Below are 24,748 nucleotides of genomic sequence, written 5' to 3' on the forward strand. Positions count from 1 at the left end.
CGACAAAATAAATATCAAAAGATGTAAATTTTCAGCAAATGATAGAAACATAAAGGGGAATTATAGTATAATATAGCGGATGGAAGGAGGAAATGTCATGTCTTCGTCGAATCATGATGATCCAATGAAAGATAACCAAACCAAGCGTAGTGCGGAAGCGAAAACTGTTCGTAAAATCGTAGCCATCGTACTCGCTGTAGTTATAACGGTAATAGCTGTTGTTGGGATTACGGGGTATGTCTACATAAGCTCCGCTTTAGAACCGGTAGACCCAGATGACACGACAAAAGAAAAGGTAGAAATTCCAATAGGTTCTTCCGTGTCACAAATTGCTTCCATTTTAGAAGAACAAAATGTGATTAAGGATAGCCGTGTGTTTCGATTCTATGTGAAGTTTAAAAACGAATCAGGATTCCAAGCAGGTGAATATTCCTTCACCCAAGCTATGACGCTTGAGGATCTCATTGAAGCATTAAAGACAGGTAAAGTGGTAAAAGATCCTTTATTAACGGTAACCATTCCAGAAGGAAAAACGGTTGAACAAATTGCTGATATTTATTCCAAAAAGACGAGTATAAAAAAAGAAGAATTTATGAAGCAAGTGAATGATCCTGAGTATATTGAATCGTTAATTGATAAACATCCATCTATTCTAACGGAAGCGATTCTAGATCCTGAGATCAGAACGCCTCTGGAAGGATATTTATTTGCAGCAACCTATGATTTCTATGAAGAAGATCCTTCGGTAAAGGCAATAGTAGAGAAAATGATTAATAAAACAGAAAAGGTTCTCGAACCTTATATCGCTAATATGAAAGAACGTGAATTAACCGTTCATGAAGGGGTTACAATGGCTTCCTTGGTAGAAAATGAAGCCAAGACCAAAAAAGATCGCCAAAAAATTGCGGAAGTGTTCTATAACCGTTTAGAAGAAGGGATGCCTCTTCAAACAGATCCAACGGTGTTGTATGCATTAGGCGAACATAAAGATCGAGTATTGTACGAAGATTTAGAAGTGGAATCACCTTATAACACCTATCACGTAAAAGACTTGCCAATTGGGCCGATTTCGAACTTTGCAGAAAATGCAGTTGAAGCCACCGTAAACCCATTGGATTCAAACAATTTATATTTCTTAGCATCTTCAGATGGTACGATTTACTATTCTGAAACGTTAGAAGAGCATAACAAAAAGAAAAATAAATACATTAATTAAGATTTGTAGGAATGTGAGGGGAAAACCTCTCGCATTTCCTACTTTTTTTATGCTAAAATAAGAGGGTTGTGACAAACCAGGAATATATGATTTAATTCTATGTTAAGGGGGGAAAGAGGTATGATCGATCCAAAATTAGAACACTATTTGATGCAAACTATTGACCAAAGAGAAGAAGACATTGTGGCAATAGAATCTTATGCAACCGAGAATCATGTACCGATTATGGAACCCTTAGGTATAGAATTTTTGCAGCAAATGATTCGAATTAAACAACCTAAACGAATATTAGAGATCGGTGCAGCAATTGGATATTCTGCTATTCAAATGGCGAAGAGTTATCCAGATTGTGAAGTTGTATCTATTGAGAGAGATGAACAAAGATATAACGAAGCTGTTCGCAATATAAATAAACTAGGTTTAGAAAATCGTGTCCATGTATTATTTGGAGATGCTTTTGATTTAGCAGATAGTTTGAAAGCAAAAGGGCCATTTGATGTATTGTTTATCGATGCAGCTAAAGGGCAATATCAAAGGTTCTTCGAGTTATTTACGACTGAACTAGAACCAAACGGTATGGTAATTTCTGACAATGTACTATTTAAAGGCTTTGTTGCAGATGATCCAGATGATGGTTCTAATATTGCAAAAATTGCTCGTAAAATACGAACCTATAATGAATGGCTCGTCCAGCATCCAGATTATCAAACCACAATAGTTCCAGTTGGAGATGGAGTAGCTATTAGTGTAAAGAAATAGAGATAGAGAAATAAGAGGTACTTCTAGTGATATAAATATTGAGCATAATGATGAACAGTTAATGAGCTCAGTATGAAAGGTGATAGGAACTAGATCATTCTATTGCCTCGAAACATAATCGTACGAACAATCGAAAGGAGAAGCAGCATGAGTGATAAGCCCGTAGTCATAGGTGTTGCTGGTGGAACTGGATCAGGGAAGACAACCGTTACCCGTTCTATTATTCAGCAGTTCACCGACAAAACAATCTTGATGATGGAACAAGATTATTATTATAAAGATCAAAGCCATTTACCGTTTGAGGAACGTCTGAAAACCAATTACGACCATCCACTCGCTTTCGATAACGATTTATTAATCGAGCATGTAAAAAAGCTCATTCAAAAAGAATCTGTAGAAAAGCCGGTGTATGATTACAAAATCCATACACGTTCAGACGAAGTTATTCCAGTTGATTCTAAAGATGTTATCATCTTAGAGGGAATTATGGTTCTTGAGGATCCACGTCTTCGTGATTTAATGGATATAAAAGTTTTTGTTGATACAGATGCAGATGTGCGTATTGTTCGCCGTCTTTTGCGTGATATTAAAGAGAGAGGCAGAACAATTGACTCGGTTATTGAGCAGTACATTAACGTTGTACGACCTATGCATCTTCAATTTGTAGAGCCAACGAAACGGTATGCAGATATCATCATCCCCGAGGGTGGACAAAACCATGTTGCAATCGACTTAATGGCCTCTAAAATCAAGACCATTATCCAAGAAAAGGGAAATTAGAGCATAAATAGATAAAATTGTTGAAAACGGATTAAAAATCTGCCATGATATGTGGTAGTAGTTCTAGAACGCCAATTTCTTTTATAAAATAATAACGTTTAGTTTGAGCGCACAGCTATTGTGCCGCTCATTTTTATATAAGGATTTGGGTATTTCTTTTGTATTGTATGAAGGAGTGATTGAAGATGTCTGAAGAAAAAAGCTATTATATGACCGAAGAAGGATTGCAGAAGTTAGAGGACGAACTGAAGTATTTGAAAACAGAAAAGCGTCAAGAAGTTGTGGAACGAATCAAGATTGCTCGTGGATTCGGGGACCTTTCCGAAAACTCAGAGTATGACGCTGCTAAAGATGAGCAAGCATTTGTGGAATCTCGTATTTCCCAAGTGGAAAATATGATACGTAATGCAGAAATCATCGAAAGCGATGCTGGAAATAGTGACGAGGTTTCACTTGGTAAATCTGTCACATTCCAAGAACTTCCTGACGGTGATGAAGAAACATATACGATTGTCGGAAGTGCAGAAGCTGACCCGTTTGAAGGAAAAATCTCAAACGACTCCCCGATGGCTAAGAGTCTTTTAGGACATACCATTGGAGAAAAAGTTACAGTCGCTACACCTGGTGGCGAAATCAACGTTAAGATTATTAGTGTTGAATAGTAAATAAAGACAGACAAGCCCATCGGAGTCCCTCTCCAATGGGCTTTTTTATGTTGTTATTCTTTAATCGTGTACAAGATAGAGGAGGATTGTTAAACACTCAAAACTGAGGCATTTTATTGTGTGTGGGGCCGTTACGTTTATTGAGTGTTAGGGGTGTCTAGGGAACGACTCGCTTTCCGCGGGCGAGCTGTCGAGCCTCCTCGTTCGCTTGCGCTCTCTGTGGGGTCTCGTCGACCTCTTTCTCCCGCAGGAGTCTCCCCGTTCCCCAGACACCCCTAATCAGAAGTTGTATAACGTCCCCTCAGCTGGATCATAGTGGTGCTTCAACAATCTGCCCCCTTATCCTTATGTAGCATGCTTCCGTTCCCTCAATATATGGCAAAGGTGGTTCGGGAAATTGCGAGACTCCTGCGGCAGTAGGAGCCTAGGGAAGACCCCACAGAGAGCGAAAGCGAACGAGGAGGCTTCCCAGCTCGCCGCGGAAAGCGAGTGATTTACCGTACCACCTTATTCTCAATTTGAGCAAACGGAAGCATTCTCTCAACTTCAAATCTTCCTTATAAGGGGAGGTTTAGTGCGTCATTAGACTGGAGATAATGATGCGTGAGGTGACGCGTTGTGAAGGTGAAGCGAACGATAGTTGTAGCCATAAGTTTAATTATTTTATTTAGCGTACTTTTATATAGATTAGCTGACATACAATTACTCTCAACAGAGCAGTTCGGTAAGAAAGATGTAAATTTATTAGAAGCAAGTGTAGAACAACGTACGCAGTCTGTTCTTCTCCATAATGGGAGGGGAAGCTTCCTGGATCATAATGGAGTTTCAGTGACGAATCCTCCTCAATTAGACGTTGTATTTTTTCCGTTTCTTAAGGATATAGATGTTCCGATTGAAGAGGTAGCGGCACTAGTGAATGAACCTTCTTGGAAATTGGAGCAATGGATTACTCAGAGTGAAGAGCCTTTTTATGTGTCAGATCAACTAGGTCGCACATTAACTGAAAAGGAATATGAAGGCTTTCAAGATCTTAATTTTCCGGGAATGATTTCAGTGAATAGGGCGAGGCCAGGAGACCCTGAAGTGGCAACACACTTTTTAGGGGTTGTAAGAGGTAAAGGGGCGTCGGGGTTAGAGGAGACATTTGAAGAATTCTTGTCGTCTAAAGATGAAGAAAAGTTATTATATCATGTAGATGGAAAAGGGGATCCTTTGTTTGGACTAAATGTAAACTATTTAGGACAACAAGATCCGTATTATCCTGTTCAGGTTAAAACGACCCTTGATCTTGGTCTCCAGCAAAAAGCTGAAGCATTAATTGATGCTTCAGGAATGGAGGAGGGGGGATTAGTGTTAATGGATATAGAATCAAGAAATGTTCTCACTATGGTTAGCCGTCCCCAATTGGATTCAAATGACCCGAATAGATATGAAAATCATATGATAAAAAGTTATTCTCCTGGTTCTGTATTTAAAACAGTAGTCGCTGCTGCTGCCATTGAGCACCCTAACGTAAACATACGAGAGACATATAATTGTAATTTAAGTATAAACGAAGGGAAAGAGCCAAGTCGTTCACTCGGTTTTTTAACATTTGAAGAAAGCTTTGCGCAAAGTTGTAATTACACGTTTGCTAAGATTGCCAATGAAATGATGTCTCAAGATGAAGATGTGCTTGAGAATTATGCCACTAAGCTTGGTATAACAGATTTTGTGGGTTGGAAGGGAGACCTATTCCGCCTCAAGGATTTTAAGCAATTTGGGCGTGAAGATCGCAATCAAATATGGGGAGCTGACCCACAGAAAAGGGTACCACTAGCTATTTCACAAACGGCTATTGGTCAATTAGATGTTAAGATGAGTCCTTTATCTATGACGAATATGATGGCGACGATTGCATCTGATGGGATTAAGAAGGAAGTACGTGGCGTGACGGATATTCTGTATAAGAACGGGTCAGAGTTTATCGAATTTCCTGAACATAAGGATTTGGATAATCGTCTTTCCTCATATAGTGCTCTAAAGCTACAAGAATTGTTGCAACAAGTGCCTACTGCACAAGGAACAGCCAGTAGTTTACAAGGGTTGAACATAGCAGGAAAATCAGGTACCGCCGAAGTGGAAAATGAGGATGGCATGAAGAAACAGATTTTTCATCATTGGTTTGCAGGGTATTTTCCTTACGATCAACCAAAGTACGCCATGGTTGTGGTTACACTGAATTCCAAAAAAGCAGAGCCTACCTATTCAGTATATAAAGACATGGTTTCCTATATATATGAGCAAGAAAATAAGGAAGAAATGAAAAGAAGGGACCCAGCTTTTGAGTAGGGTCCCTTCAGGCGTGCAATGGGGTTGCATAGAAAGAGATGCAATAGTGTGATACCAAGATATTTCGTATAAATGCTTCTTTCTCTAAACTGATAATAAATTCAAACACAACCTTTTCTTCCACATCGTATACTTCCATCGTAAACCCGTTAAGGAAGTAGATGCATAAACGTTTCTCTTCTTTACAGTATCCGATTTTGCTGAAATGAGATAAATTCCAAGCTTTCTTGTTAAAGTTAGTCACGTTCATTTGGTCCACCACCTTATTATCTATTCTTTTAATCATTATATTAGACAAAAGACCATCTATTCCTCCAATTCATCAAAATTAGTAAACAATCGACAAAAAACACAAAACCTTTCTTAGGAATCTTGGTTCTATCCATTTTGCATAGTATAATGAATCAAAGGGGGAAGAAGAATGAGTCGAGTGAATCTTTATGAAAAGAAACGTAAGAATACGAAGTTAGTGACAGGCTTTAGTACTTTGGCCTTGGTATTTGTAGTCTTATTGATTGGGATAATTGTGTGGCCATTTGGAGGCAATGAGGCAAAGGAAGATGGCAAGCAGGTAAATATGAATTCTGCTAGTCCAAATGATGAAGCGGGTCAAACGGATTCTGATAAGGAAGACAAAGAGCAGGAAGGCAACAAAGAAGAGGCTACTCAAACAACTCAGGATTCACCTTCTGACAAAGAAGAAACTTCAAAAGATGAGCAACCATCAGATGTGGAAGAAGATCGTTCAGATTCAGATTCAGATTCAGATTCAGAATCAGGCTCAGAAGAGGAATCTGAAGAACAAGAAGGAACAGAGAAACAAACCGTAGATTCTGACGAGTACATAGATATTCCTTCGGTTACTAAAGAAGATAATGTTATTGAAGTGTATCAAGATAAATGGAAAGCGATTCAGACGGAACAAGAAGGTAAACATGTAGCTACCTTTGATGATACGACTCAAGACTGGAATGAAATGGTGGAGTCAATTTACCTGGGTTCTGGGCTTTCAAAGGATAATTCTACTCTATGGAGGGTACACAATGGTGGAGATAATCAAACAGCTGTAGCCACGATCTCTGATAAAGCTGATAAAAAGACTTACCGAGTGTATACAGCATGGGTAGAAGGAAAAGGATGGAAACCCATGAAGGTAGAAGTCATAAAAGAAAATAAATATAAGTCTCAGTCTTAGAACGAGTAGAAAGTATCGAAAAAAGACGGTTTAGGATATAAAGGGAGAGATAGAATTGACAATTGGTATTATTGGAGCAATGGATGAAGAAGTAGAATTATTAAAGAGTAACATGACGATTGAACACGAAGAAACGGTAGCCAGTTGTACGTTTTATAAGGGTCAATTAGAAGGAAAAGACATCGTTCTTACGAAATCTAATATCGGAAAAGTAAACGCAGGGATGGCTACAACGATCTTGCATGAGCGTTATCAACCTACTCATATTATTAATACGGGATCAGCAGGTGGGTTTGCTAAGGAGTTGAAAGTAGGGGATTTAGTTATTTCTTCTGAGGTACGCCACCATGATGTGGATGTGACTGCTTTCAACTATGAGTACGGACAAGTACCTGATATGCCTGCCTTTTATGAGCCTAGTGAAGAACTTGTACAAGTTGCTGAAAAAGCTGCTGAGGAGTTATCTGATCTTCATACAGTAAGAGGGTTAATTGCAACTGGTGATTCGTTTATGCAAGAAGCTGAGCGCGTTGAATTTGTAAGAGGTAAGTTCCCACAATTACAAGCTGCTGAAATGGAAGCAGCTGCGATTGCCCAAGTAAGCCATCATTATGGGACGCCTTTTGTCATCATTCGTTCTTTGTCTGACATCGCAGGGAAAGAATCTAATGTGTCATTTGATCAGTATTTAGAGACAGCCGGAAAAAATGCGGCAACTCTTATTCAAGGTATGCTTCGTCAATTATAATTCCAATATTTCACTAATCACCTCTCTCTGTATCCGTGTTATTATAATGGACACAGGGGGAGGTTTTTTACTTGAATACAAATCACTTGAAAGCAAGAATGGAAGACTATTCTCGTTTTATTATAACGTTGCTGATATTAAGTGTGTATTTTTATCTTGGAACAATTATTACCACTTATTTAACTGAATCTGATTACGGGGCACTTATGATGGGCCTTACTACAGTAAGTATGGGAGCGGCTTTTTTCTTCACTTTACGCTGGAAGAAGTGTAGCCAAGTATTACAAGATCAGGAGTCCCAATAAAAAACAGATTCAATGTTCATTGAATCTGTTTTTTTGTTGTTTAAGCAAACCTGTAATAATAATACCCTCCGCCTAGAACTAGCAATAAGATAAGCAACACCACTGCTAACCCTAAGCCATAACCTCCATAAGGTGGATATGGGTATGGTAAGGGATAGGGGGTGTAAGGGTATCCTGCATAGCCACAATACCCCATAGGTATTCACCTCTCTTATAGGTATTTGTATACCATATGAAGGAGAGGGGACTTTTGTGATAGACATTTCCTAACCGTTATGAGAAGTGTTTTGGTGTTCCTTTCTGTAAAACTCATGGAAAATTTTCATTAAAGCCCTTTTTTCAATTCGGGACACGTAGCTTCTCGAAATTCCTAATGTTTTAGCGATTTCTCTTTGAGTCATTTCTTCTTTTAATCCTAACCCATATCGACCGATAATAACTTCTTTCTCCCTTTTATCTAAGATTTGTAAGTATTCTTGGATTTTCTCCACTTCCATATTCAATTGAATCAATTCTACAACATCTGCGTTCTCAGCTTTTAATATATCAATTAAGCTAATTTCATTACCTTCTTTATCTTGACCGATAGGATCTTGTAAGGAAACATCTTTTTTTGTTTTCTTCAAAGCTCTTAAGTGCATCAGAATCTCATTTTCAATACAACGAGCCGCATAGGTTGCCAGTTTGGTCCCCTTACCAGAAGAAAAGCTTTCAATCCCTTTGATTAATCCAATTGTTCCAATTGAAATCAGGTCCTCGTTATCTTCTCCTGTGTTCTCAAACTTCTTCACAATATGTGCGACTAGCCTCAAGTTGTGTTCAATGAGTCGATTCCTGGCTTCCTCATCCCCTTCTTGCATCTTTTGCAGGCATTTGGCTTCTTCTTCTGGTGGAAGGGGTTGCGGAAAGGCATGGTTTTTTACGTAAGATACGAAGAATAGGGTGTCTTTAATAAAAAGGGCGAGTGCAGACAATAAACTAGACAAGCGCATACACCTCCACATAAACATTTAGGCAATGGCCTATATAGTCACCTTATGCGCTTATATGGAGAAAAGTGTCTGTCCTGCATGAAATACAACCCAGGGGGAAATTGTTTCACCCCCGTATAAGCCCTCCGGACCCTAGTCATCTAAGCTGATAATCTTCATAACCAAAAAAGCGTTCAGCTGAGTCAGCTGAACGCTTTTCTTAGTTAGTTATCGTCTGATTCAACGACCTTTTTGTAATCATCTTTAATACTGTGATCCCATAACTGAACTCCACTGCGATAAGCAGCTCTTGAGATCATATGACCGGATACAGGGGCAGTTAATAGAACGAAGATAATCCCTAATATTAATTTCCCGCTAATCATTCCGTGTTCAATATAAAGAAACAGAAAAGCGCCGATCATAATTCCAGATACCCCAAGAGTGGCACCCTTTGTAGCAGCGTGAAGTCTTGTGTAGACGTCCGGGAACCTAATGATTCCGATCGAGCAGGAAATGATGAAGAAGGTACCTGCTAGTAAGAACACCATAATGATGAGGTCCCAAACGATTTCAATCCATGTCCCGCTCAATAATAACACCCTTTTCTAAGAATTTTGCTATGGCTACAGTACCGATAAACAGCAAAATTCCAATTAGTAATATAACATCGTTTAATTGTGTCGTAACAAGATAGATGGCAATCAATCCAGCAAGGGCCATAAGGTTAATCCCAATCGTATCTAATGCAACGGCACGATCTGGGTTTGTAGGGCCTACAACAGCTCTGTATAACAAAAGGATAATAGAGATCGATGTTATTACGATGCAGAACTCCGTGACCACATGCAACATATCTTTTGTCATTTCAACAGTTAACATCTTATCTTGTCACCTCCTTGATCGCTCGTTCGAATGATTCTTTAATGGAGTTGATCTCGCTTTCTACGTCTTCGATATTCATAGCGTGAACATAAATATAAGAATGATCGTTTGAGATTGCGATAGATAGTGTACCTGGAGTTAACGTAATCAAGTTCGCTAACAATGTGATCTCCCAATTGCTTTTAAGGTCAACAGGTACGGCGAATATCCCTGGCTCCATATCTAATTTTGGTTTGTAAACCCATTTTAATATGGTCACATTTGATAAAAGGAGTTCTTTTATAAATAGTAAGATAAGGCTAACAATTTTTAAAAATCGCTTCATATAAAACTCATCTGGGATAAAACGCTGCAGTGTAAATAGCAGCAGAATCCCAAATAAATATCCACTGAAGAAGCTACCAAATGTGTACGATTCCTGAAGGAACGTCCACATAATAGCGATAATAATATTTAATACGATCTGAAAAGGCATATTGGTTTACTCCTTTAACACGGACTCAATGTATTGAGTAGGATCTAATAAGGACTTCGAGATCTCCTCAACAATTGGATAAACGGTTTCTGCTCCGGCTCCTAGATAAATTGAGAAGAAGACAAGAAATGCGATAGGCCATGTAAAGCCTCGCGCTCCTTTTTTATTAGGAGTAAATGTTTCGTCTTTCTCTCCCCAGAAGCCTTGAATGAAGATGCGAATCATAGAGAAAAGGATGAGTAAACTTGTTAAAAGTCCAATAATCACGACTGCATATTGGTCCTCTTCTAAACCGCCTTGCATTAATAGGATCTTTCCAATAAATCCACTAAACGGAGGGATCCCCGCTAATGTAATACTTGCTATAAAGAATAGCCACCCAATGACGGGGTAGTGATGAATGAGTCCATTCATCTTCCGTAAATCACTTGTTCCAGCTAATATGGCAATGGCACCAACGAGAAGGAAGAGAGCTCCCTTTACGATCATGTCGTGAATTAAATAATACACGGTTCCTGCTACTGAAGTTTCTGTAAACAGGGCAATTCCCATTAACATAAAACCGACAGCTGGAATGATGTTATAAGCAACAATGAGCTTAATGTTATGAGTAGAAAGTGCACCGATTACTCCAAACAGCATGGTTAAAGCAGCTAACCAGAGGAAGAGCTGGTGCGTAATATCCACTTCGTGATGGAAGATAATCGTAAATGTTCTCAGGATCGAATAAATTCCGACCTTGGTGAGTAATGCTCCGAATAGGGCAGAAACAACTGGGTTCGGTACAATATATGATTTTGGTAACCAATAATACAATGGGAATACTGCTGCTTTCGTAGCAAAAACAAAGAACAATAGAATTCCAATAGTAGTTAAGATTCCCTTTTGCTCAACTTCTTGTACGCGTTCAGCAACTTGCGCCATATTAACCGTGCCGACTACTGAGTATAAGAACGATATTACAGTTACAAAAAGCATAGAAGAGAAGAGGTTTAAGAGCACGTATTTCAGTGACTCTCTTAATTGAACCTTTTCTCCTCCTAATACTATGAGACCATATGAAGCCATTAGAAGAACTTCAAAGAATACGAATAGGTTGAATAGGTCTCCTGTTAAAAACGCACCAGAGACCCCTGTAATAAGTAAGAAGAAAAACGTGTAAAAGTAATACGATTCTTTCTTATCACTTAAAGATTTAGAGGCAAAGAATACGCATGCAACAGCAATAATGTTTGTTGTGATCACAAGGAGCATGGCTAACATGTCACCCACTAATACGATTCCATAAGGTGCTTTCCATCCACCCGTCTCAAGAATGATTGTACCGTTCTGATAGACATCCCAACCGATATAAGAAACAACAATAAGGTTAAGAATGGCCACAACTCTTGAGAACAAACGGACCGCAGTCAGTTTTGTGTTGAAAAACGCAACGATAATACCTGCTAATAGTGGTAGTAAGATTGGTAAAACAGCTAAATTACTCATTTTCGTTACCCCTTAACTCGTCCATATTGTCGGTGTCATTCGTTTTGGCTGCGCGGTAGGCCAGAACAAGTAGGAAGCTTGTGACACCAAAGCTAATAACAATAGACGTTAAGATTAATGCTTGTGGTAACGGGTCGACGTAATTCTCGACCCCTTCCACAATAATAGGAGGATTTCCTCGCTTTAACTTCCCCATTGTCAGAATGAATAGGTGAGCTCCGTGAGATATAAGAGCCGTACCAATGACAATGCGTAGTAACTGCTTTTGCAGTAAGTTGTAAATTCCTGTTGCGAAAAGGATACCCGCTAACAGGGACGTAATCATTTCCATCTTATTCTTTCGCCCCCTTCTTACGGCGAAGCTTAATCATGTTAAAGATCGCAAGTGCTGCAATCCCTAATACCGTAATTTCAAACAATGTATCTAATCCACGCATGTCAACAAGGATTACGTTAACCACGTTGTGGCCACCACCAAGTTTTACAGACGTTTCAAGGAAATAATCTGAAATGGGTTCAAACCATTTACTGTTATAAGAAGAAATGCCGACGATCGTCATCATTGCACCAAACAGGATTGCAATAGAAGCGTTGATCAGTATTGTGCCTGCTGACTCATGTCGCTTTCGAAGTTCTGGTAGGTGCATAAAGACTAGCAAGAATAAGGCAACCGTAACCGTTTCAATGATAAGTTGTGTTAATGCTAAGTCTGGAGCTCTGTAAAGAACGAACAGGATGGCCAGACCATAGCCCACAACACCAAGTATTAAGATAGCTGCGATACGGTTATTAGTAAAGATTGTAGCGAGTGCTGCAAGCACCATCATAATAACAACTAGCATTTCAGGGAAGGTAACGTCTTCTACATCTGTTGGGTTTAAAGCTAATCCATTCGTAAGAAGCATTGTACCGATTGTTCCAAGAAGGATAGCGATCAACAAGAGGCGTACATAACGTCTTAAAGATCCGTTCATATATCCGTTAGTAATCGTGCTTGAATACTTCTCAGTACGATCTACTAACCAGTCGTAAGCTTTGTTTAGGCTTAATGCACCTGGAACTGCTTTATATACACCAGACCAATAAGATCGGAAACTAACAAGCAGTGCGCCGAGTGCGACAACTATTAGTGACATATGAAGAGGTGTGCCGTCCCAGCCATGCCAGAACTTAATGTGTTTCTCCATCGGTTCCCCTTTTACTGCTTCTGCTACATGATCAATTAACGCACTGTTAAACAACTCAGGAATTAACCCAATTGTAATGACCAAGAGCACAAGGATAATAGGGGAGATAAGCATTCCGATCGGTGCCTCGTGTGGCTTTTGAGGCAATTCTTTCTCTTTGTATTCTCCTCTGAATGTCCCAAAGAACAAGTACATGGAGTATACAAATGTAAAGATACTACCAAATACAGCTAGGTAAGGGATAATGGCAGCAAGCGTTTGTGCAAGACCTTCTCCTTTAAGATGCAGGGAAGCATCAAAGAAAAGCTCCTTACTGTAGAACCCATTTAGGAATGGTAAAGGAACGCCAGCCATAGAGAAAGTACCAAACACCGCTAGGGTGGCTGTAATAGGCATGAGCGTCATGAGACCGCCTAATTTGCGTATATCTCGTGTACCTGTTTCATGGTCAATAATCCCTGCGACCATGAACAAGCTTCCTTTAAATGTAGCGTGGTTTAAGATATGAAATACGGCTGCAAATACAGCAATCTTCGTTCCAAACCCGAGCATAGCCATAATCATACCTAGTTGACTTATAGTGGAGAAGGCTAATATGCCTTTTAAGTCTGTTTGGCGAACAGCCATATAAGAACCCCAACATAAGGTAACTATTCCTACTGTGCTAACAATAATAAAGAACCATTCGCTCAGTGAGAAGATCGGTAAGAAGCGGGCGATTAAGAATATTCCTGCTTTAACCATTGTGGCTGAGTGAAGGTAAGCACTAACTGGAGTAGGAGCTTCCATCGCATCTGGTAACCAAATGTGGAATGGAAATTGTGCGGATTTTGTAAAAGCACCTAAGAATATAAATCCTAATATCCAACCAAATTGTGGGCTGTTAATAATTGTTTCTTTCTGATCCATCATAGCCTGAATACTTGTGGTGTCTGTAACGATTGTTAAGAGTAATAGTCCACCCAGTAAACTAAGGCCTCCAAATACGGTAATCAGCATTGATTTCAATGCTCCATACCTTGAGCCCTTTCTGTGATTCCAGTATCCGATTAGAAGAAAGGAAGAAAGGGAAGTTAGTTCCCAAAACGTATAAAGTGCAAATACGTTATCAGAGAATACGACTCCGAACATGGCAGCCATAAACATAAGTAAATACACGTAGAAATGGCCTAACTGTTCACTCTTATGTAAGTAATAAACAGAATAGAGCACAACTAGTGAGCCAATACCACTAATGAGCAGTCCAAACAATAAACTTAGTCCATCTAGGTACAGGTCAAAGTTAATTTGTAAGGATGGGATCCAAGAATAAGATCGCTCAAAAGGAGAAAATTGTGTACCTACCTGTGTGATAAGGTAAACAAATATACTGAAGGGAATAGGTAGCACGAACCAACCTGTGTGAATGGAATCTTTCCATTTACTTAGGAATGGTATAAAACATGCTAAAATCAGTGGTAAAAAAATAGCGGTTAACATTCAGTCTAAGTCCTCCCTCGATATGAATAAAAGAATATGCCCTTTTAACATACGGTTTTCAAGATGCTAATATCCACTCCATTGTAATAAAAAAAAGAGGTAAGAAGCAACTTTATACTATTTAAAATGAGTTTGACGATTTTGTGACAATAAAAAAAGCCTACTGCAAGTAGCAATAGGCGGAAGGTTTAGCTTGTTCTCTTAATATTCTGAATGATTGATCTCCGTTGTAGTTCTTCTTCAATAAGCTTAATAAACTCTGCGCTGAGGTTAAGTTCTGTGGCTTTATAGTATGATTCTATGAGCAATTCATCTGATAAATGTTCCATAGCATTCACCAACAATGTGTTGGCTTACACCTCCCGCAATTAATTTTACTTGACTATGTAGATTCATCTTTATATGTGATAAGATTATGTTTTGTTTTAGTGTGAACTAAATGTATCACGAATCATATTGGCCTACAACACCATGCATATCCACAACCAGCTGTATATAAGTTGTGGGTAAACTGGTAAATTTGTACACAAATGGGGTGGTTACCTTGTGTGTTTTGTGTATAGAGTTATCCACAACTTGAATGTTGTAGGAATTTGTCGAACGGTTTTTCTTCTGAATGAGAAGTTTGCACATAAAATATGCTTTTTTTCTATTTGAAAGTAAACTTTCTTTTGAAAGGGAATGATAAATTTTATATCATGGATAGGTAGTCCATTTGTACGGTAATAGGCATAAAACGAGGTGATAAAGGTGTTAAAGAAGTTTCTTCCAGATGAACATGTTCAATCTGTCTTTGAAATTAGACCTTCCGAATTGAAGGAACGTGGAATTAAAGGAATCATAACAGATTTAGATAATACGCTTGTTGCTTGGGATCAAGCAGATGCAACACCAGAAATTGTGCAATGGTTTAAATTAATGAAAGAAAACGATATTCAAGTAACAGTCGTTTCAAATAACAACGAAAGTCGCGTCACTTTCTTCTCTGAACCGTTAAATATTCCCTTTATACACAGTGCAAGAAAGCCGCTTGGGAAAGCTTTTCGCAAAGCTAGAAAAGAGATGAATTTAAATAAGGAAGAAATCGTTGTTGTCGGAGACCAACTTTTGACTGACGTTTTAGGAGGCAATCGCGCAGAGTTCCATACGGTTCTAGTTGTACCCATTGTTCAGACTGATGGTTTATGGACAAGGGTCAATCGAAAAATTGAACGCCAGATCTTAGGTTGGATGAAAAGTCGAGGAATGCTTAATTGGGAGGATAAAGAATGGAAAAAGTAATTTGCTATGGTTGTGGAGCCGAGATTCAGACACAAGACCCAAAAGCTCCTGGATATGCTCCTGCTTCTGCTCTAGAGCGAGAAGAAGTTATTTGTAAACGTTGCTTTCGATTGAAACATTATAATGAAGTGCAAGATGTTGATTTAACAGATGACGATTTCCTTCGTATGTTGAACCAAATCCGTGATACGGATGGGATGATTGTGAAAGTGATGGATATCTTTGATTTTAATGGAAGCTTTATTCAAGGGCTACCACGTTTCACAGGGAATAAGCCCATTATTCTAGTTGGCAATAAAGTCGATTTATTACCGAAGTCTGTTAACCATAATAAAGTTAAACAGTGGATGAGACGTCTTGCTAAAGAACAAGGGCTTAAAGTGAATGATGTATTCCTAGTGTCAGCAAAGACGGGCGAAGGTATGGAAGAAGTCGCCGGCTCCATTGAACAACAACGCCGCGGAAAAGATGTATATGTTGTTGGGTGTACAAACGTAGGGAAATCAACGTTTATTAATCATCTAATTCAAGATTCTACAGGGGAGAAAGAAGCGATTACTACTTCTTATTTCCCTGGGACAACATTAGGATTTATTGATATTCCACTTGATGAAAAGGCGTCTCTATTTGATACACCAGGTGTTATTAACAGGCACCAAATGGCGCACTATGTATCAGAGAAGGATTTAAAAGTTATAACGCCTCAGAAAGAAATTAAGCCACGGGTTTACCAGTTGAATGAGGATCAAACCCTTTATTTTGGCGGGCTGGCAAGGCTTGACTTTACGAAAGGTGAGAAGCATTCTTTTGTTTGTTACTTTTCAAACCAACTAAACATTCATCGAACAAAGTTAGAAAAAGCAGATGAGCTATACGAGACTCATTTAGGGGAATTACTCTCTCCTCCTGATGAGGATACAAAGTCACAGTTGCCACCTCTAAAGGCACAAAGCCTTCAAGTTCTAGAAGATAAAACTGATATTGTATTCTCTGGACTTGGCTGGATTACAGTTCCACATGGTGGAGTTACTGTGACGGCCCATTTACCAGAAGGTGTGCGCGTTTCCCTTCGATCTTCATTAATCTAAAACAGGGAGGGTTTAACTGTGGGCTATTTATTTGGACTAGTCGGCTATCCAGCTAGAGATTCCAAGTCTCCCTGGATTCATGAACAATTTCTTAAAAAGCAAGGTGAACAGGGAGCCTACCGTATATTTGAAACGAGTCCTGATGCATTGCAAGATAAACTTCAAGCATTGAAAATGGTCGAAGTAGATGGATTTAACGTCACTGTGCCATATAAAGAAGAGATTATTCCTTATCTTGATGAAGTAGACTCTTATGCGTCCTCTGTTGGTGCAGTAAATACTGTTCACGTCCAAGATGGAAAGTGGATTGGATATAACACAGATGGCAAAGGATATGTTCGCTCCCTTCTTGAGGAATATTCTGATACAAACTTAAAGAAAACTCAGGTGTTAATTCTTGGAGCAGGGGGAGCAGCGAGAGGAATTTACAGAGCGTTGGCGGAGGCCGGTGCCCCTGTCATAGATATCGCTAACCGTACAGCCTCGCGCGGAGAAGCACTGCGTAAATTACGTTGTGGAAGCACAGATTCTTCTGTTCTTTCACTTGAAGAAGCTGAAGAGGACCTTTCACATTACGATCTTATTGTGCAGACGACCTCGGTAGGTATGACTCCTAATGAAAGTGGTCAAATTATTTCTTTACGTAATGTGAAGCCTAATGCCATAGTTAGTGATATTGTGTATAAACCATTTGAGACCTCTCTTTTGAAAGAAGCCAAAAACAGAGGAGCTCGGGTGTTAAATGGTCATGGTATGCTTATTTATCAGGCGGCATTAGCCTTTGAACAATGGACAGAAACGTTTGTAGAAGCAAACGATATTGTAACTAAATTTGAACAGCAATTGAAAGGTGATACAACATGTTAACAGGAAAACAAAAACGATTTTTACGATCAAAAGCCCATCATCTGAACCCGATTTTCCAAGTGGGAAAAACAGGTGTAAATGAGAATATGATTGATCAAATTTCTGATGTACTTGAGAAACGAGAACTTATTAAGATCAGCATTTTGCAAAATTGCTTCGAAGATAAAGACGAAGTTGCCAAGGACATTGCTGATGGAGCAGACGCACAAATTGTTCAAATCATCGGAAATACAATCGTTCTTTACAAAGAATCAGATGAGAATAAGCAGATTAAACTACCGTAAAAAAGGAGTTTAGTATGAAGAAAATTGGATTGTTAGGTGGTACATTTGATCCTCCTCATATGGGACATTTACTCATAGCAGAAGAAGTGTACCAGGAACTTGGGCTAGATGAGGTATGGTTTATTCCTTCGAATGATCCTCCTCATAAAACAGCAACCAATACAAAAGTGAATGATCGCTTAGAGATGACACAATTAGCGATAAATTCTAATCCCCATTTTAAAATAAATACAATTGAAATCGAACGATCGGGAACTTCTTATACGTTTGATACGGTTAAGACACTAATAGATGAGTTTGAGGATATCCAATTTTACTTTATAATGGGAGGAGACATGGTTGAATACTTGCCAAAGTGGAACAGAATAGATGAATTAGTCGAAATGATTACCTTTGTGGGGGTCAAGCGTAAAGGACACGAACTGTCGTCTCCATACCCTATTCAAACCATTGATATACCAGTATTCGAGGTGTCTTCTACGTTTATTCGAGAACGAATTATGCAGGGACGCTCAGCGCGGTATTTGTTACCTCAATCTGTAGAATCTTATATAAAGGAGCGAGGATTGTATGGATCAGAATGAAGCATTAGCTATACTAAAACCTCACCTAAAGCAGGAGCGCTATGATCACACAGTGAGGGTAATGGAAACTGCTATTCAATTAGCAGGTGTGTATGGAGTAGATGAAAAGAAGGCAGAAATTGCAGCAATCTTTCATGACTATGCGAAATACAGACCGACAGAAGAAATGAAGAAATGGATTACGTCAACCTATTTACCAAAGGACTTATTGCACTACCATCATGAGTTGTGGCATGGTCCTGTAGGAGCTTTACTAGTAGAGAGAGAAGTAGGGATTACAGATGTGGAAGTATTAGATTCCATTCATTATCACACAACAGGCCGTACGCATATGACACCCTTGGATAAAGTGATTTTCTTGGCTGATTATATTGAGCCTGGACGTAAGTTCCCTGGTATTGACGATGTCAGAGAAGCCGCTCAGGTGAGCTTAGATTATGGATGTTGGATGGCAACGAAAAATACCATTGCTTTTTTAATGAGTAAAAATCAACCTATTTATCCTGATACATTTTATGCGTATAACGCTTTAACCAAGCGTAAGAATAACAAACAAGAAGGGAAGTAAAAAATGGAAAGTAAGGAACTTATGAAAATTGCCGCGCAGGCATGTGAAGATAAACGAGCAGAAGATATTGTTGCAATGGACATGCAAAATGTGTCTTTAATTGCAGATTATTTCATTATTTGTCATGGAACAAACGAACGACAAGTACAAGCAATTGCAAGAGGGATTAAGGAAGCAGCAGAAGAGCAGGGCATGATTGTTAAACGCATGGAAGGCTTTGAAGAATCTCGTTGGATTCTTGTGGATTTAGACGACGTGGTTTGTCATATATTCCACAAAGACGAGCGTAACTATTACAACCTAGAACGTCTATGGGGAGATGCGCCATCCTATAGCATGCAAGAAATCACACCAAATCAAGACCAGGTGTAATATGAGCTATGGTCGTTTTGCTGAGATCTATGACCAATTGATGGAAGAAGTTCCTTATCAGGATTGGGTATCCTTTACCCAATCCTCGATTCGGTCCACTGGGGCAAAGGTAAATCGTATCTTAGACCTTGGAGCAGGAACTGGTGAGATTTCGATACGTTTAGCTAAAGAAGGATACAGCGTTACAGGTGTGGACCTATCAGAAGACATGTTAGCTGTAGCAAATCGGAAGTCAACAGAACAAAAAGCTTCTGTGGAATGGATCAAGCAAGATATAACATCATTAGATATACCTATCCGATATGACATGGTTATTAGTTACTGCGATGTAATAAACTATATTACAGACGAACAACAAATCCAGAAAACATTTCAGCTTGCCTATGACACGGTTAAACCAGGGGGCTTGTTCTTATTTGATGTTCATTCAACGGGTTATATTGATGGGTACCTTAGCGGTCAAACGTTTGGTACCGTTACAGATGATATAAGCTACATTTGGTTCTGTGATGAGAACGAAGAAGATCATTCTGTTACACATGATTTAACGTTCTTTGTAAAAAAAGACGATCTATATGAACGATTTGATGAATATCACAACCAAAGAACCTTTCCTGTTTCAACTTACGTAGCATGGCTGCAAGACTGTGGCTTTGATGTGCTAGGGATCCATAGTGATTTCTCACAAGAAGCGGGATATGATGAACAAGAAAATGATCGGATTTTTTTCGTATGTAAAAAATAAGACCGGAGCAGAGTAAATACTCTTCTCCGGTTTTTATTTTAGTTGAAGGGTTTTGTTGAATAATGAAGAATAAAGTATTAATCCAGCTTTTGTTCTTCTAACTCCCATTTATCTTGGTTGTACTTCCGATGAGTCCTCTGAAAAACATGATGAAACATTTTCCCTATTTCTGCCTCAAGTACTTCTATTCCTTCACCCGTAACCCCTCCCTTTACACAAACTTTTTCTTGCAAAGTAGGTAATGAATAATGTCCTTCCTCTAGAAGCTTTCCAAAGCCAATTAGCATCTCTGTAACCATAGTTGTGGCCTCATGTTCAGAAATCTTCGTTTCTTCACAAGCCGCATCCACAAAACGTTGAAGTAAGTAACTAAAAAATGCTGGACCACATGATACAATATCTGAGGAAACACGAGTGACGTTTTCTTTAATTTGGACAGGCTTAGAGTATGTTTTACAACACTGTTCCACATAGGCTTTCATTAAAGGAGATACACGTTCTCCGAATGTTAACAGGGTTACACCTGATTGAGCGCGGTTTGTAATACTTGGGATCCACCGAACAACCTGGCAAGGCACTTCATGTTCAAGATCCTCTACACTATAAGGACTTGTAATAGAAACTAAGCACTGCTGCTCAGTTAGATAAGGTTGTATTTTATTGAGAAGGGGGTAAATATCCAATGGCTTGACGCAAATGAAAAGCATGTCGGCTTCTTTTGCTACTGCATCAGCTCCTTCGCAAACCGTAATACCTGGGTAGTTTTTTTGTAATAATTTTGCTTTTGAAAGGGTTCGATTTGTTACATAAAGCTGCTCTGGTTCGATCATTCCAGAATCAATCCAAGCCTCTGTCAAGATTTTGCCCATATTCCCCGTACCAATAATGCCCCACTTCATGTTAGGTCCCCTCCTTTACATGGTAATCTCTTCATGCAAATACTGTTCCGTTAACAAATATATGAAAGAAGGTAGTTCGTTTATGAGTCGAATCTACAAGTATTTTCTATCTATAGCTGTTTTGGCAGGGTTTATCCTTTGGATGCTTTGGCCAAATTCGCCTCCTGATGAGGAGTTCGTAATAAACCATAAAGAAAAGGAGGAAGAAAAAACAACTGAGGTAAATGCATCAGTTGAAAAAACAATTATGTATGTTGATGTTAAGGGGGAGGTTGAACGTCCTGGCGTATACCATCTGGATGAGGGAAGTAGGGTGGAGGACGCCATTGAACTGGCGGGAGGTCTTACATCATCAGGAGATCCCTTATCCGTTAATTTAGCCATGCGTGTCCAAGATGAGATGGTTGTAATCGTTCTTGCCAAAGGGGGAGGGACAGCCCCTGCTGAAGGTGGAGGGAATATGTCTGACAAGGTTTTCGTTAATCAAGCTACATTAGAAGAGTTAAAGACCTTATCTGGTGTTGGTGAAGCCAAGGCAAAAGCTATTATTGAATATCGGGAGAAAAATGGTCCTTTTCAAGATGTTAATGACCTGCTTCAAGTCAGTGGTATTGGAGAGAAGACATTAGAAGGATTTTTAGAAGATATTCAGGTTCCTTAGTCGATTGACGTAAAACTGGACAAGCAGTACACTGAATGGAAATGAAAATAGAGAAGGTGATCGATAATGAACCGTATTTCTTGGGACCAGTATTTCATGGCTCAAAGTCATTTATTAGCTCTTAGAAGTACTTGTGAAAAGCTTGCTGTAGGTGCCACAGTCGTACGAGACAAAAGAATGATTGCAGGAGGGTATAATGGAAGCGTTTCAGGGAGCGTCCATTGTATAGATGAAGGGTGTTATGTCATTGATGGCCATTGTGTAAGAACGATTCATGCGGAGATGAACGCATTACTTCAGTGTGCCAAATTTGGCGTCGCCACAGAAGGTGCTGAAATTTATGTTACCCACTTCCCGTGCCTTCACTGCTGCAAAGCGTTAATTCAAGCAGGGATCCAAACGGTTTACTACGCACAAGATTATAAAAATCATCCTTATGCTATTGAGCTGTTTAAGGAAGCTGGTGTACGAACAGTTCATGTAGAAGTACAAGAAACTGGAGTCGATCCCAAAGCTCTTGAAAAGCTTGAATATATTAATGGGTTAATCGAACGTTTATCTCATGCAGGCGCACCTAAAGAAGAAATAGAAAGCTTAAAAGAAGAGGCTATGAACTTATTCTCCTCTCGCCACATAACAACGTAATGGGGGAGGAAGACTGTGAAAGGAAATGGCTATTGGCTTGCTATAGCTTCAGCTCTAGGCGTTTACCTCGCGCCTATTTCTTATAGTTGGTTGGGCGGATTTTTAGTGCTGGGCGGTGTAATCTTATTCCGTCCGGCTAAACGCTCGCTATTACTTGCATCTGGTGTTCTCTTTATTGTATGTTCCACTACTGATTCATTTAAACCTCTTTCTTCTCCTACCTTATCCACCTCTGTGGTTCAAATGAATGGTATTGTTAAGGAAAATCCTACATTTACATCAGACTATACTTCCTTTATTTTTGAGGATGATCAAACTAAACAGAAATGGAATACGTTCCTATTTGCGTCTCTGGACCATAGATCCGTTCAAATTGGATCAAAGTGCTCCCTGTCTGGTGAAGTAGAACGTCATCCGTTTGCCCGGAACCCTGGAGAATTTGATTATGAAGCATTCATGCTTCATAAAGGCGTACGTGGGACGATCATTGTGGATCCTTCTCAGTTACATTGCCAGGGAGGTAGCTGGTATAAAGAGTTGTTCTCTAAACGAAAAGAAGCATTAGATAACTTAGATCAAAATCTTTCCCCTTTCACATCATCATGGGTAAAAGCCTTAGTATTTGGAGAAGATCGTGATTTATCGGAAGAGACTATCGAGCTTTTTCAACGTTGGGGGCTTTCTCATTTACTGGCTATATCTGGCCTTCATGTCGGGTTATGTATTGCACTCTTCTCTTATCTCACCCTTCGTTTTTCTCTTTTAACTAAGCGTAAGTTAATCATTTGCCTCTTGTTTCTTCTTCCCATTTATATTTTGTTTGCAGGAGGCGCTCCGTCTGTAATCAGAGCTGTTTGTATGGCCGAAGCAGCTATGCTCTTATCACTTATGAAACAGAGATGGCCAATGACAGACATCATTAGTTATCTTTTTTGTAGTATTCTTATTTTTAAACCTTCGCTTATTCATCAATTGGGCTTTCAATTTTCATTTATAGTCACTTTTGGAATTCTTGTATCAAAGAAATGGATCAGCTTAAGCGTTCATCCAATTGATTCTCTTCTTAGGATTTCCCTCTTATGCCAATTAATTGTCCTCCCTTTACAACTTCAATCTTTTTACTTCTTTAATCCACTGTCTCTTTTAGCTAACCTCCTGTTTGTCCCGTTAATGTCTATATTTGTGCTTCCCGTTTGTTTCATTATTCTAGCAGGCGTAAATATCCTTCCTCCTTCCTTGCTTCAACCATTAGATGCTGTTTTTCAGAAGTCATTAGAGATATGCTTCCTTACGCTTAGAGGAATGGATGAGTTTGATGTAGAGTGGGTAACTGGTCAGATGTCCATTGTTAGTATCTTTTTATTTGTAATCGCGTTTGTGTGGATGATGAAGAGATGGGAAGTAGGAAAGCAAAGGCAATCTTTTTTATGGGGCGTTGGTTTGTCGATTATTTTAATAGCAGAGGCGAGTGTCCCGTTTTTGTTTTCGCCAGGACGAGTCACGATGCTTGATATAGGGCAGGGGGACTGTTTCATTATCGAGTGGCCCAATCGGCAGCATGTCATGATGATCGATGCTGCAGGTGTGTTAGAAGAAGGAGAAGATGATACGTTTACAAGAATCATCGAGCCTTACCTTCATGAAAGGGGGATAAAAAAAGTTAACACGTTGCTTTTGACTCATGCTGATCAGGATCATATTGGTGCAGCTGAGGAAGTGCTCACTTCATTCAGTGTCGATACATTAATAACAAGTCCTTTTTTTAAAGGGGATCTTCCAATAAAAGAAGAGAAGTGGAAGAAAGTTAGTGGCGGTGATCGCTTCGTTATTGAAGAGACCGTTTTTGATATTCTTTATCCAATTCAGGAGTCAGAAGACAAAAATGATAACTCTTTAGTCATGAGCTTCACGCTTGGTGGAATGGCTTGGATGTTTACTGGAGATGTAGGAAAAGAAGGGGAAGAAGATATCAGTTCCTTAGCAGATGAGCTTGATGTAGATGTGCTTAAAGTTGCCCATCATGGAAGTGACACTTCTACAGGCGCACAATGGTTGGATACTGTAACTCCAAAGGTGGCTCTTATATCGGCTGGGCTTAACAATCGTTATGGACATCCTCACGAACAGGTTATAGAGCGTTTGAACAAAGAAGGGGTGAAGATTATACGTACAGATCAGAAAGGAGCGGTGATCTATCAATTTTCTGGTGGGACAGGTACATTTTATAGTCATTTGCCATAGGATATTCTGTACTAAATGCTCCCTTATTT

29 protein-coding genes are annotated in these 24,748 nt (G+C 39.3%); 19 read left to right on the top strand and 10 right to left on the bottom strand.

The window, feature by feature from the left end; all coding sequences use genetic code 11:
* Nucleotides 1–97: 97 nt before the first annotated feature.
* From mltG to IEW76_RS04720, 5 genes are all read left to right on the top strand, one after another.
* Nucleotides 98–1,216: an endolytic transglycosylase MltG gene (gene mltG, locus IEW76_RS04700; RefSeq protein ID WP_188651379.1), complete on the top strand. Its 1,119-nt coding sequence runs from the start codon at nt 98–100 to the stop codon at nt 1,214–1,216.
* A 120-nt stretch (nt 1,217–1,336) separates the two neighbouring features.
* Nucleotides 1,337–1,975: an O-methyltransferase gene (locus tag IEW76_RS04705; RefSeq protein WP_188651381.1), complete on the top strand. Its 639-nt coding sequence runs from the start codon at nt 1,337–1,339 to the stop codon at nt 1,973–1,975.
* A gap of 147 nt (nt 1,976–2,122) precedes the next feature.
* Nucleotides 2,123–2,755: a uridine kinase gene (udk, locus tag IEW76_RS04710; RefSeq protein ID WP_188651383.1), complete on the top strand. Its 633-nt coding sequence runs from the start codon at nt 2,123–2,125 to the stop codon at nt 2,753–2,755.
* A 185-nt stretch (nt 2,756–2,940) separates the two neighbouring features.
* The gene (gene greA, locus IEW76_RS04715) at nt 2,941–3,417 is read left to right on the top strand and encodes a transcription elongation factor GreA (protein ID WP_188651385.1); all 477 of its coding nucleotides are present in this window, start codon (nt 2,941–2,943) and stop codon (nt 3,415–3,417) included.
* Nucleotides 3,418–4,038: 621 nt separating this feature from the next.
* A complete protein-coding gene (locus IEW76_RS04720; RefSeq protein ID WP_188651387.1) occupies nt 4,039–5,751 on the top strand; it encodes a peptidoglycan D,D-transpeptidase FtsI family protein in 1,713 nt (570 codons plus the stop codon).
* Between the two features lie 7 nt (nt 5,752–5,758).
* Here the strand turns inward: IEW76_RS04720 and IEW76_RS04725 are convergent, their stop codons facing one another.
* Complete coding sequence (locus IEW76_RS04725; protein WP_188651389.1) at nt 5,759–6,001, bottom strand: hypothetical protein; 243 nt, start codon at nt 5,999–6,001, stop codon at nt 5,759–5,761.
* A 171-nt stretch (nt 6,002–6,172) separates the two neighbouring features.
* On the opposite strand from IEW76_RS04725, the gene IEW76_RS04730 reads away from it, so the two are divergent.
* From IEW76_RS04730 to IEW76_RS04740, 3 genes are all read left to right on the top strand, one after another.
* Nucleotides 6,173–6,946: a YrrS family protein gene (locus IEW76_RS04730; protein ID WP_188651391.1), complete on the top strand. Its 774-nt coding sequence runs from the start codon at nt 6,173–6,175 to the stop codon at nt 6,944–6,946.
* A gap of 55 nt (nt 6,947–7,001) precedes the next feature.
* Nucleotides 7,002–7,694, top strand: coding sequence for a 5'-methylthioadenosine/S-adenosylhomocysteine nucleosidase (gene mtnN / locus IEW76_RS04735; protein WP_188651393.1), 693 nt, complete (start codon nt 7,002–7,004; stop codon nt 7,692–7,694).
* Between the two features lie 71 nt (nt 7,695–7,765).
* On the top strand, nt 7,766–7,999 hold the full coding sequence (locus tag IEW76_RS04740) for a YrhC family protein (protein ID WP_188651395.1): 234 nt from the start codon (nt 7,766–7,768) through the stop codon (nt 7,997–7,999).
* Nucleotides 8,000–8,265: 266 nt separating this feature from the next.
* Here IEW76_RS04740 and sigK read toward each other — a convergent pair whose 3' ends face one another.
* The 8 genes from sigK to IEW76_RS04780 form a co-directional block, all read right to left on the bottom strand.
* On the bottom strand, nt 8,266–8,985 hold the full coding sequence (gene sigK, locus IEW76_RS04745; protein ID WP_188651397.1) for an RNA polymerase sporulation sigma factor SigK: 720 nt from the start codon (nt 8,983–8,985) through the stop codon (nt 8,266–8,268).
* A gap of 209 nt (nt 8,986–9,194) precedes the next feature.
* Nucleotides 9,195–9,563, bottom strand: a complete 369-nt coding sequence (gene mnhG / locus IEW76_RS04750; protein WP_188651399.1) for a monovalent cation/H(+) antiporter subunit G — start codon at nt 9,561–9,563, stop codon at nt 9,195–9,197.
* The gene (locus IEW76_RS04755; RefSeq protein ID WP_188651701.1) at nt 9,544–9,837 is read right to left on the bottom strand and encodes a Na(+)/H(+) antiporter subunit F1; all 294 of its coding nucleotides are present in this window, start codon (nt 9,835–9,837) and stop codon (nt 9,544–9,546) included. The genes mnhG and IEW76_RS04755 overlap by 20 nt, the downstream gene beginning before the upstream one ends.
* Nucleotides 9,838–9,853: 16 nt before the next feature.
* Nucleotides 9,854–10,330 carry a Na+/H+ antiporter subunit E gene (locus IEW76_RS04760; RefSeq protein WP_188651401.1) on the bottom strand — a complete coding sequence of 159 codons (477 nt, stop codon included), beginning with the start codon at nt 10,328–10,330 and terminating at the stop codon, nt 9,854–9,856.
* 6 nt (nt 10,331–10,336) lie between these two features.
* Entirely contained in the window at nt 10,337–11,818 is a 1,482-nt protein-coding gene (locus IEW76_RS04765; protein WP_188651403.1) for a Na+/H+ antiporter subunit D, read from the bottom strand.
* On the bottom strand, nt 11,811–12,149 hold the full coding sequence (locus IEW76_RS04770) for a Na(+)/H(+) antiporter subunit C (protein ID WP_188651405.1): 339 nt from the start codon (nt 12,147–12,149) through the stop codon (nt 11,811–11,813). The genes IEW76_RS04765 and IEW76_RS04770 overlap by 8 nt, the downstream gene beginning before the upstream one ends.
* A 1-nt stretch (nt 12,150) precedes the next feature.
* Nucleotides 12,151–14,484 carry a Na+/H+ antiporter subunit A gene (locus IEW76_RS04775; RefSeq protein ID WP_188651407.1) on the bottom strand — a complete coding sequence of 778 codons (2,334 nt, stop codon included), beginning with the start codon at nt 14,482–14,484 and terminating at the stop codon, nt 12,151–12,153.
* A 188-nt stretch (nt 14,485–14,672) separates the two neighbouring features.
* Nucleotides 14,673–14,813, bottom strand: a complete 141-nt coding sequence (locus tag IEW76_RS04780) for a sporulation histidine kinase inhibitor Sda (protein WP_084599643.1) — start codon at nt 14,811–14,813, stop codon at nt 14,673–14,675.
* A 421-nt stretch (nt 14,814–15,234) separates the two neighbouring features.
* Here IEW76_RS04780 and IEW76_RS04785 point away from each other — a divergent pair, with 421 nt between their 5' ends.
* From IEW76_RS04785 to IEW76_RS04820, 8 genes are read left to right on the top strand one after another with little or no spacing between them, the layout of a single operon-like run.
* Nucleotides 15,235–15,765: a YqeG family HAD IIIA-type phosphatase gene (locus IEW76_RS04785; protein WP_188651409.1), complete on the top strand. Its 531-nt coding sequence runs from the start codon at nt 15,235–15,237 to the stop codon at nt 15,763–15,765.
* On the top strand, nt 15,753–16,853 hold the full coding sequence (yqeH, locus tag IEW76_RS04790; protein ID WP_188651411.1) for a ribosome biogenesis GTPase YqeH: 1,101 nt from the start codon (nt 15,753–15,755) through the stop codon (nt 16,851–16,853). Before IEW76_RS04785 ends, yqeH begins: the two co-directional genes overlap by 13 nt.
* An 18-nt stretch (nt 16,854–16,871) precedes the next feature.
* Nucleotides 16,872–17,720, top strand: a complete 849-nt coding sequence (gene aroE / locus IEW76_RS04795; protein WP_188651413.1) for a shikimate dehydrogenase — start codon at nt 16,872–16,874, stop codon at nt 17,718–17,720.
* Complete coding sequence (gene yhbY / locus IEW76_RS04800) at nt 17,714–18,004, top strand: ribosome assembly RNA-binding protein YhbY (RefSeq protein WP_188651415.1); 291 nt, start codon at nt 17,714–17,716, stop codon at nt 18,002–18,004. The genes aroE and yhbY overlap by 7 nt, the downstream gene beginning before the upstream one ends.
* Before the next feature lie 14 nt (nt 18,005–18,018).
* Nucleotides 18,019–18,588: a nicotinate-nucleotide adenylyltransferase gene (locus tag IEW76_RS04805; protein ID WP_188651417.1), complete on the top strand. Its 570-nt coding sequence runs from the start codon at nt 18,019–18,021 to the stop codon at nt 18,586–18,588.
* Nucleotides 18,575–19,156, top strand: coding sequence for a bis(5'-nucleosyl)-tetraphosphatase (symmetrical) YqeK (gene yqeK, locus IEW76_RS04810; protein ID WP_188651419.1), 582 nt, complete (start codon nt 18,575–18,577; stop codon nt 19,154–19,156). The genes IEW76_RS04805 and yqeK overlap by 14 nt, the downstream gene beginning before the upstream one ends.
* 3 nt (nt 19,157–19,159) lie before the next feature.
* Nucleotides 19,160–19,528, top strand: a complete 369-nt coding sequence (gene rsfS / locus IEW76_RS04815; RefSeq protein ID WP_188651421.1) for a ribosome silencing factor — start codon at nt 19,160–19,162, stop codon at nt 19,526–19,528.
* A gap of 1 nt (nt 19,529) precedes the next feature.
* Nucleotides 19,530–20,273: a class I SAM-dependent DNA methyltransferase gene (locus tag IEW76_RS04820; RefSeq protein ID WP_188651423.1), complete on the top strand. Its 744-nt coding sequence runs from the start codon at nt 19,530–19,532 to the stop codon at nt 20,271–20,273.
* A 77-nt stretch (nt 20,274–20,350) separates the two neighbouring features.
* Here IEW76_RS04820 and comER read toward each other — a convergent pair whose 3' ends face one another.
* Nucleotides 20,351–21,172: a late competence protein ComER gene (gene comER / locus IEW76_RS04825; RefSeq protein WP_188651425.1), complete on the bottom strand. Its 822-nt coding sequence runs from the start codon at nt 21,170–21,172 to the stop codon at nt 20,351–20,353.
* 82 nt (nt 21,173–21,254) lie between these two features.
* On the opposite strand from comER, the gene IEW76_RS04830 reads away from it, so the two are divergent.
* The 3 genes from IEW76_RS04830 to IEW76_RS04840 all read left to right on the top strand — a co-directional run bounded on the left by IEW76_RS04830 (nt 21,255) and on the right by IEW76_RS04840 (nt 24,719).
* Nucleotides 21,255–21,833, top strand: coding sequence for a helix-hairpin-helix domain-containing protein (locus IEW76_RS04830; protein ID WP_188651427.1), 579 nt, complete (start codon nt 21,255–21,257; stop codon nt 21,831–21,833).
* A gap of 66 nt (nt 21,834–21,899) precedes the next feature.
* Complete coding sequence (locus IEW76_RS04835; RefSeq protein ID WP_188651430.1) at nt 21,900–22,478, top strand: ComE operon protein 2; 579 nt, start codon at nt 21,900–21,902, stop codon at nt 22,476–22,478.
* 15 nt (nt 22,479–22,493) lie between these two features.
* On the top strand, nt 22,494–24,719 hold the full coding sequence (locus IEW76_RS04840) for a DNA internalization-related competence protein ComEC/Rec2 (RefSeq protein ID WP_188651432.1): 2,226 nt from the start codon (nt 22,494–22,496) through the stop codon (nt 24,717–24,719).
* Nucleotides 24,720–24,748: the final 29 nt, after the last annotated feature.

This window comes from Pontibacillus salipaludis, assembly GCF_014642405.1.
GTDB classification, from domain to species: domain Bacteria; phylum Bacillota; class Bacilli; order Bacillales; family BH030062; genus Pontibacillus; species Pontibacillus salipaludis.

Coding starts and splice junctions, on each gene's coding strand:
- IEW76_RS04770 (WP_188651405.1), bottom strand. CDS start 12,149: ATGGAAATGATTACGTCCCTGTTAGCGGGTATCCTTTTCGCAACAGGA.
- IEW76_RS04705 (WP_188651381.1), top strand. CDS start 1,337: ATGATCGATCCAAAATTAGAACACTATTTGATGCAAACTATTGACCAA.
- IEW76_RS04820 (WP_188651423.1), top strand. CDS start 19,530: ATGAGCTATGGTCGTTTTGCTGAGATCTATGACCAATTGATGGAAGAA.
- greA (WP_188651385.1), top strand. CDS start 2,941: ATGTCTGAAGAAAAAAGCTATTATATGACCGAAGAAGGATTGCAGAAG.
- yqeH (WP_188651411.1), top strand. CDS start 15,753: ATGGAAAAAGTAATTTGCTATGGTTGTGGAGCCGAGATTCAGACACAA.
- IEW76_RS04830 (WP_188651427.1), top strand. CDS start 21,255: ATGAGTCGAATCTACAAGTATTTTCTATCTATAGCTGTTTTGGCAGGG.
- IEW76_RS04805 (WP_188651417.1), top strand. CDS start 18,019: ATGAAGAAAATTGGATTGTTAGGTGGTACATTTGATCCTCCTCATATG.
- IEW76_RS04835 (WP_188651430.1), top strand. CDS start 21,900: ATGAACCGTATTTCTTGGGACCAGTATTTCATGGCTCAAAGTCATTTA.
- comER (WP_188651425.1), bottom strand. CDS start 21,172: ATGAAGTGGGGCATTATTGGTACGGGGAATATGGGCAAAATCTTGACA.
- yqeK (WP_188651419.1), top strand. CDS start 18,575: ATGGATCAGAATGAAGCATTAGCTATACTAAAACCTCACCTAAAGCAG.
- IEW76_RS04780 (WP_084599643.1), bottom strand. CDS start 14,813: ATGGAACATTTATCAGATGAATTGCTCATAGAATCATACTATAAAGCC.
- IEW76_RS04775 (WP_188651407.1), bottom strand. CDS start 14,484: ATGTTAACCGCTATTTTTTTACCACTGATTTTAGCATGTTTTATACCA.
- udk (WP_188651383.1), top strand. CDS start 2,123: ATGAGTGATAAGCCCGTAGTCATAGGTGTTGCTGGTGGAACTGGATCA.
- IEW76_RS04760 (WP_188651401.1), bottom strand. CDS start 10,330: ATGCCTTTTCAGATCGTATTAAATATTATTATCGCTATTATGTGGACG.
- IEW76_RS04765 (WP_188651403.1), bottom strand. CDS start 11,818: ATGAGTAATTTAGCTGTTTTACCAATCTTACTACCACTATTAGCAGGT.
- yhbY (WP_188651415.1), top strand. CDS start 17,714: ATGTTAACAGGAAAACAAAAACGATTTTTACGATCAAAAGCCCATCAT.
- mltG (WP_188651379.1), top strand. CDS start 98: ATGTCTTCGTCGAATCATGATGATCCAATGAAAGATAACCAAACCAAG.
- IEW76_RS04725 (WP_188651389.1), bottom strand. CDS start 6,001: ATGAACGTGACTAACTTTAACAAGAAAGCTTGGAATTTATCTCATTTC.
- rsfS (WP_188651421.1), top strand. CDS start 19,160: ATGGAAAGTAAGGAACTTATGAAAATTGCCGCGCAGGCATGTGAAGAT.
- IEW76_RS04755 (WP_188651701.1), bottom strand. CDS start 9,837: ATGACAAAAGATATGTTGCATGTGGTCACGGAGTTCTGCATCGTAATA.
- IEW76_RS04730 (WP_188651391.1), top strand. CDS start 6,173: ATGAGTCGAGTGAATCTTTATGAAAAGAAACGTAAGAATACGAAGTTA.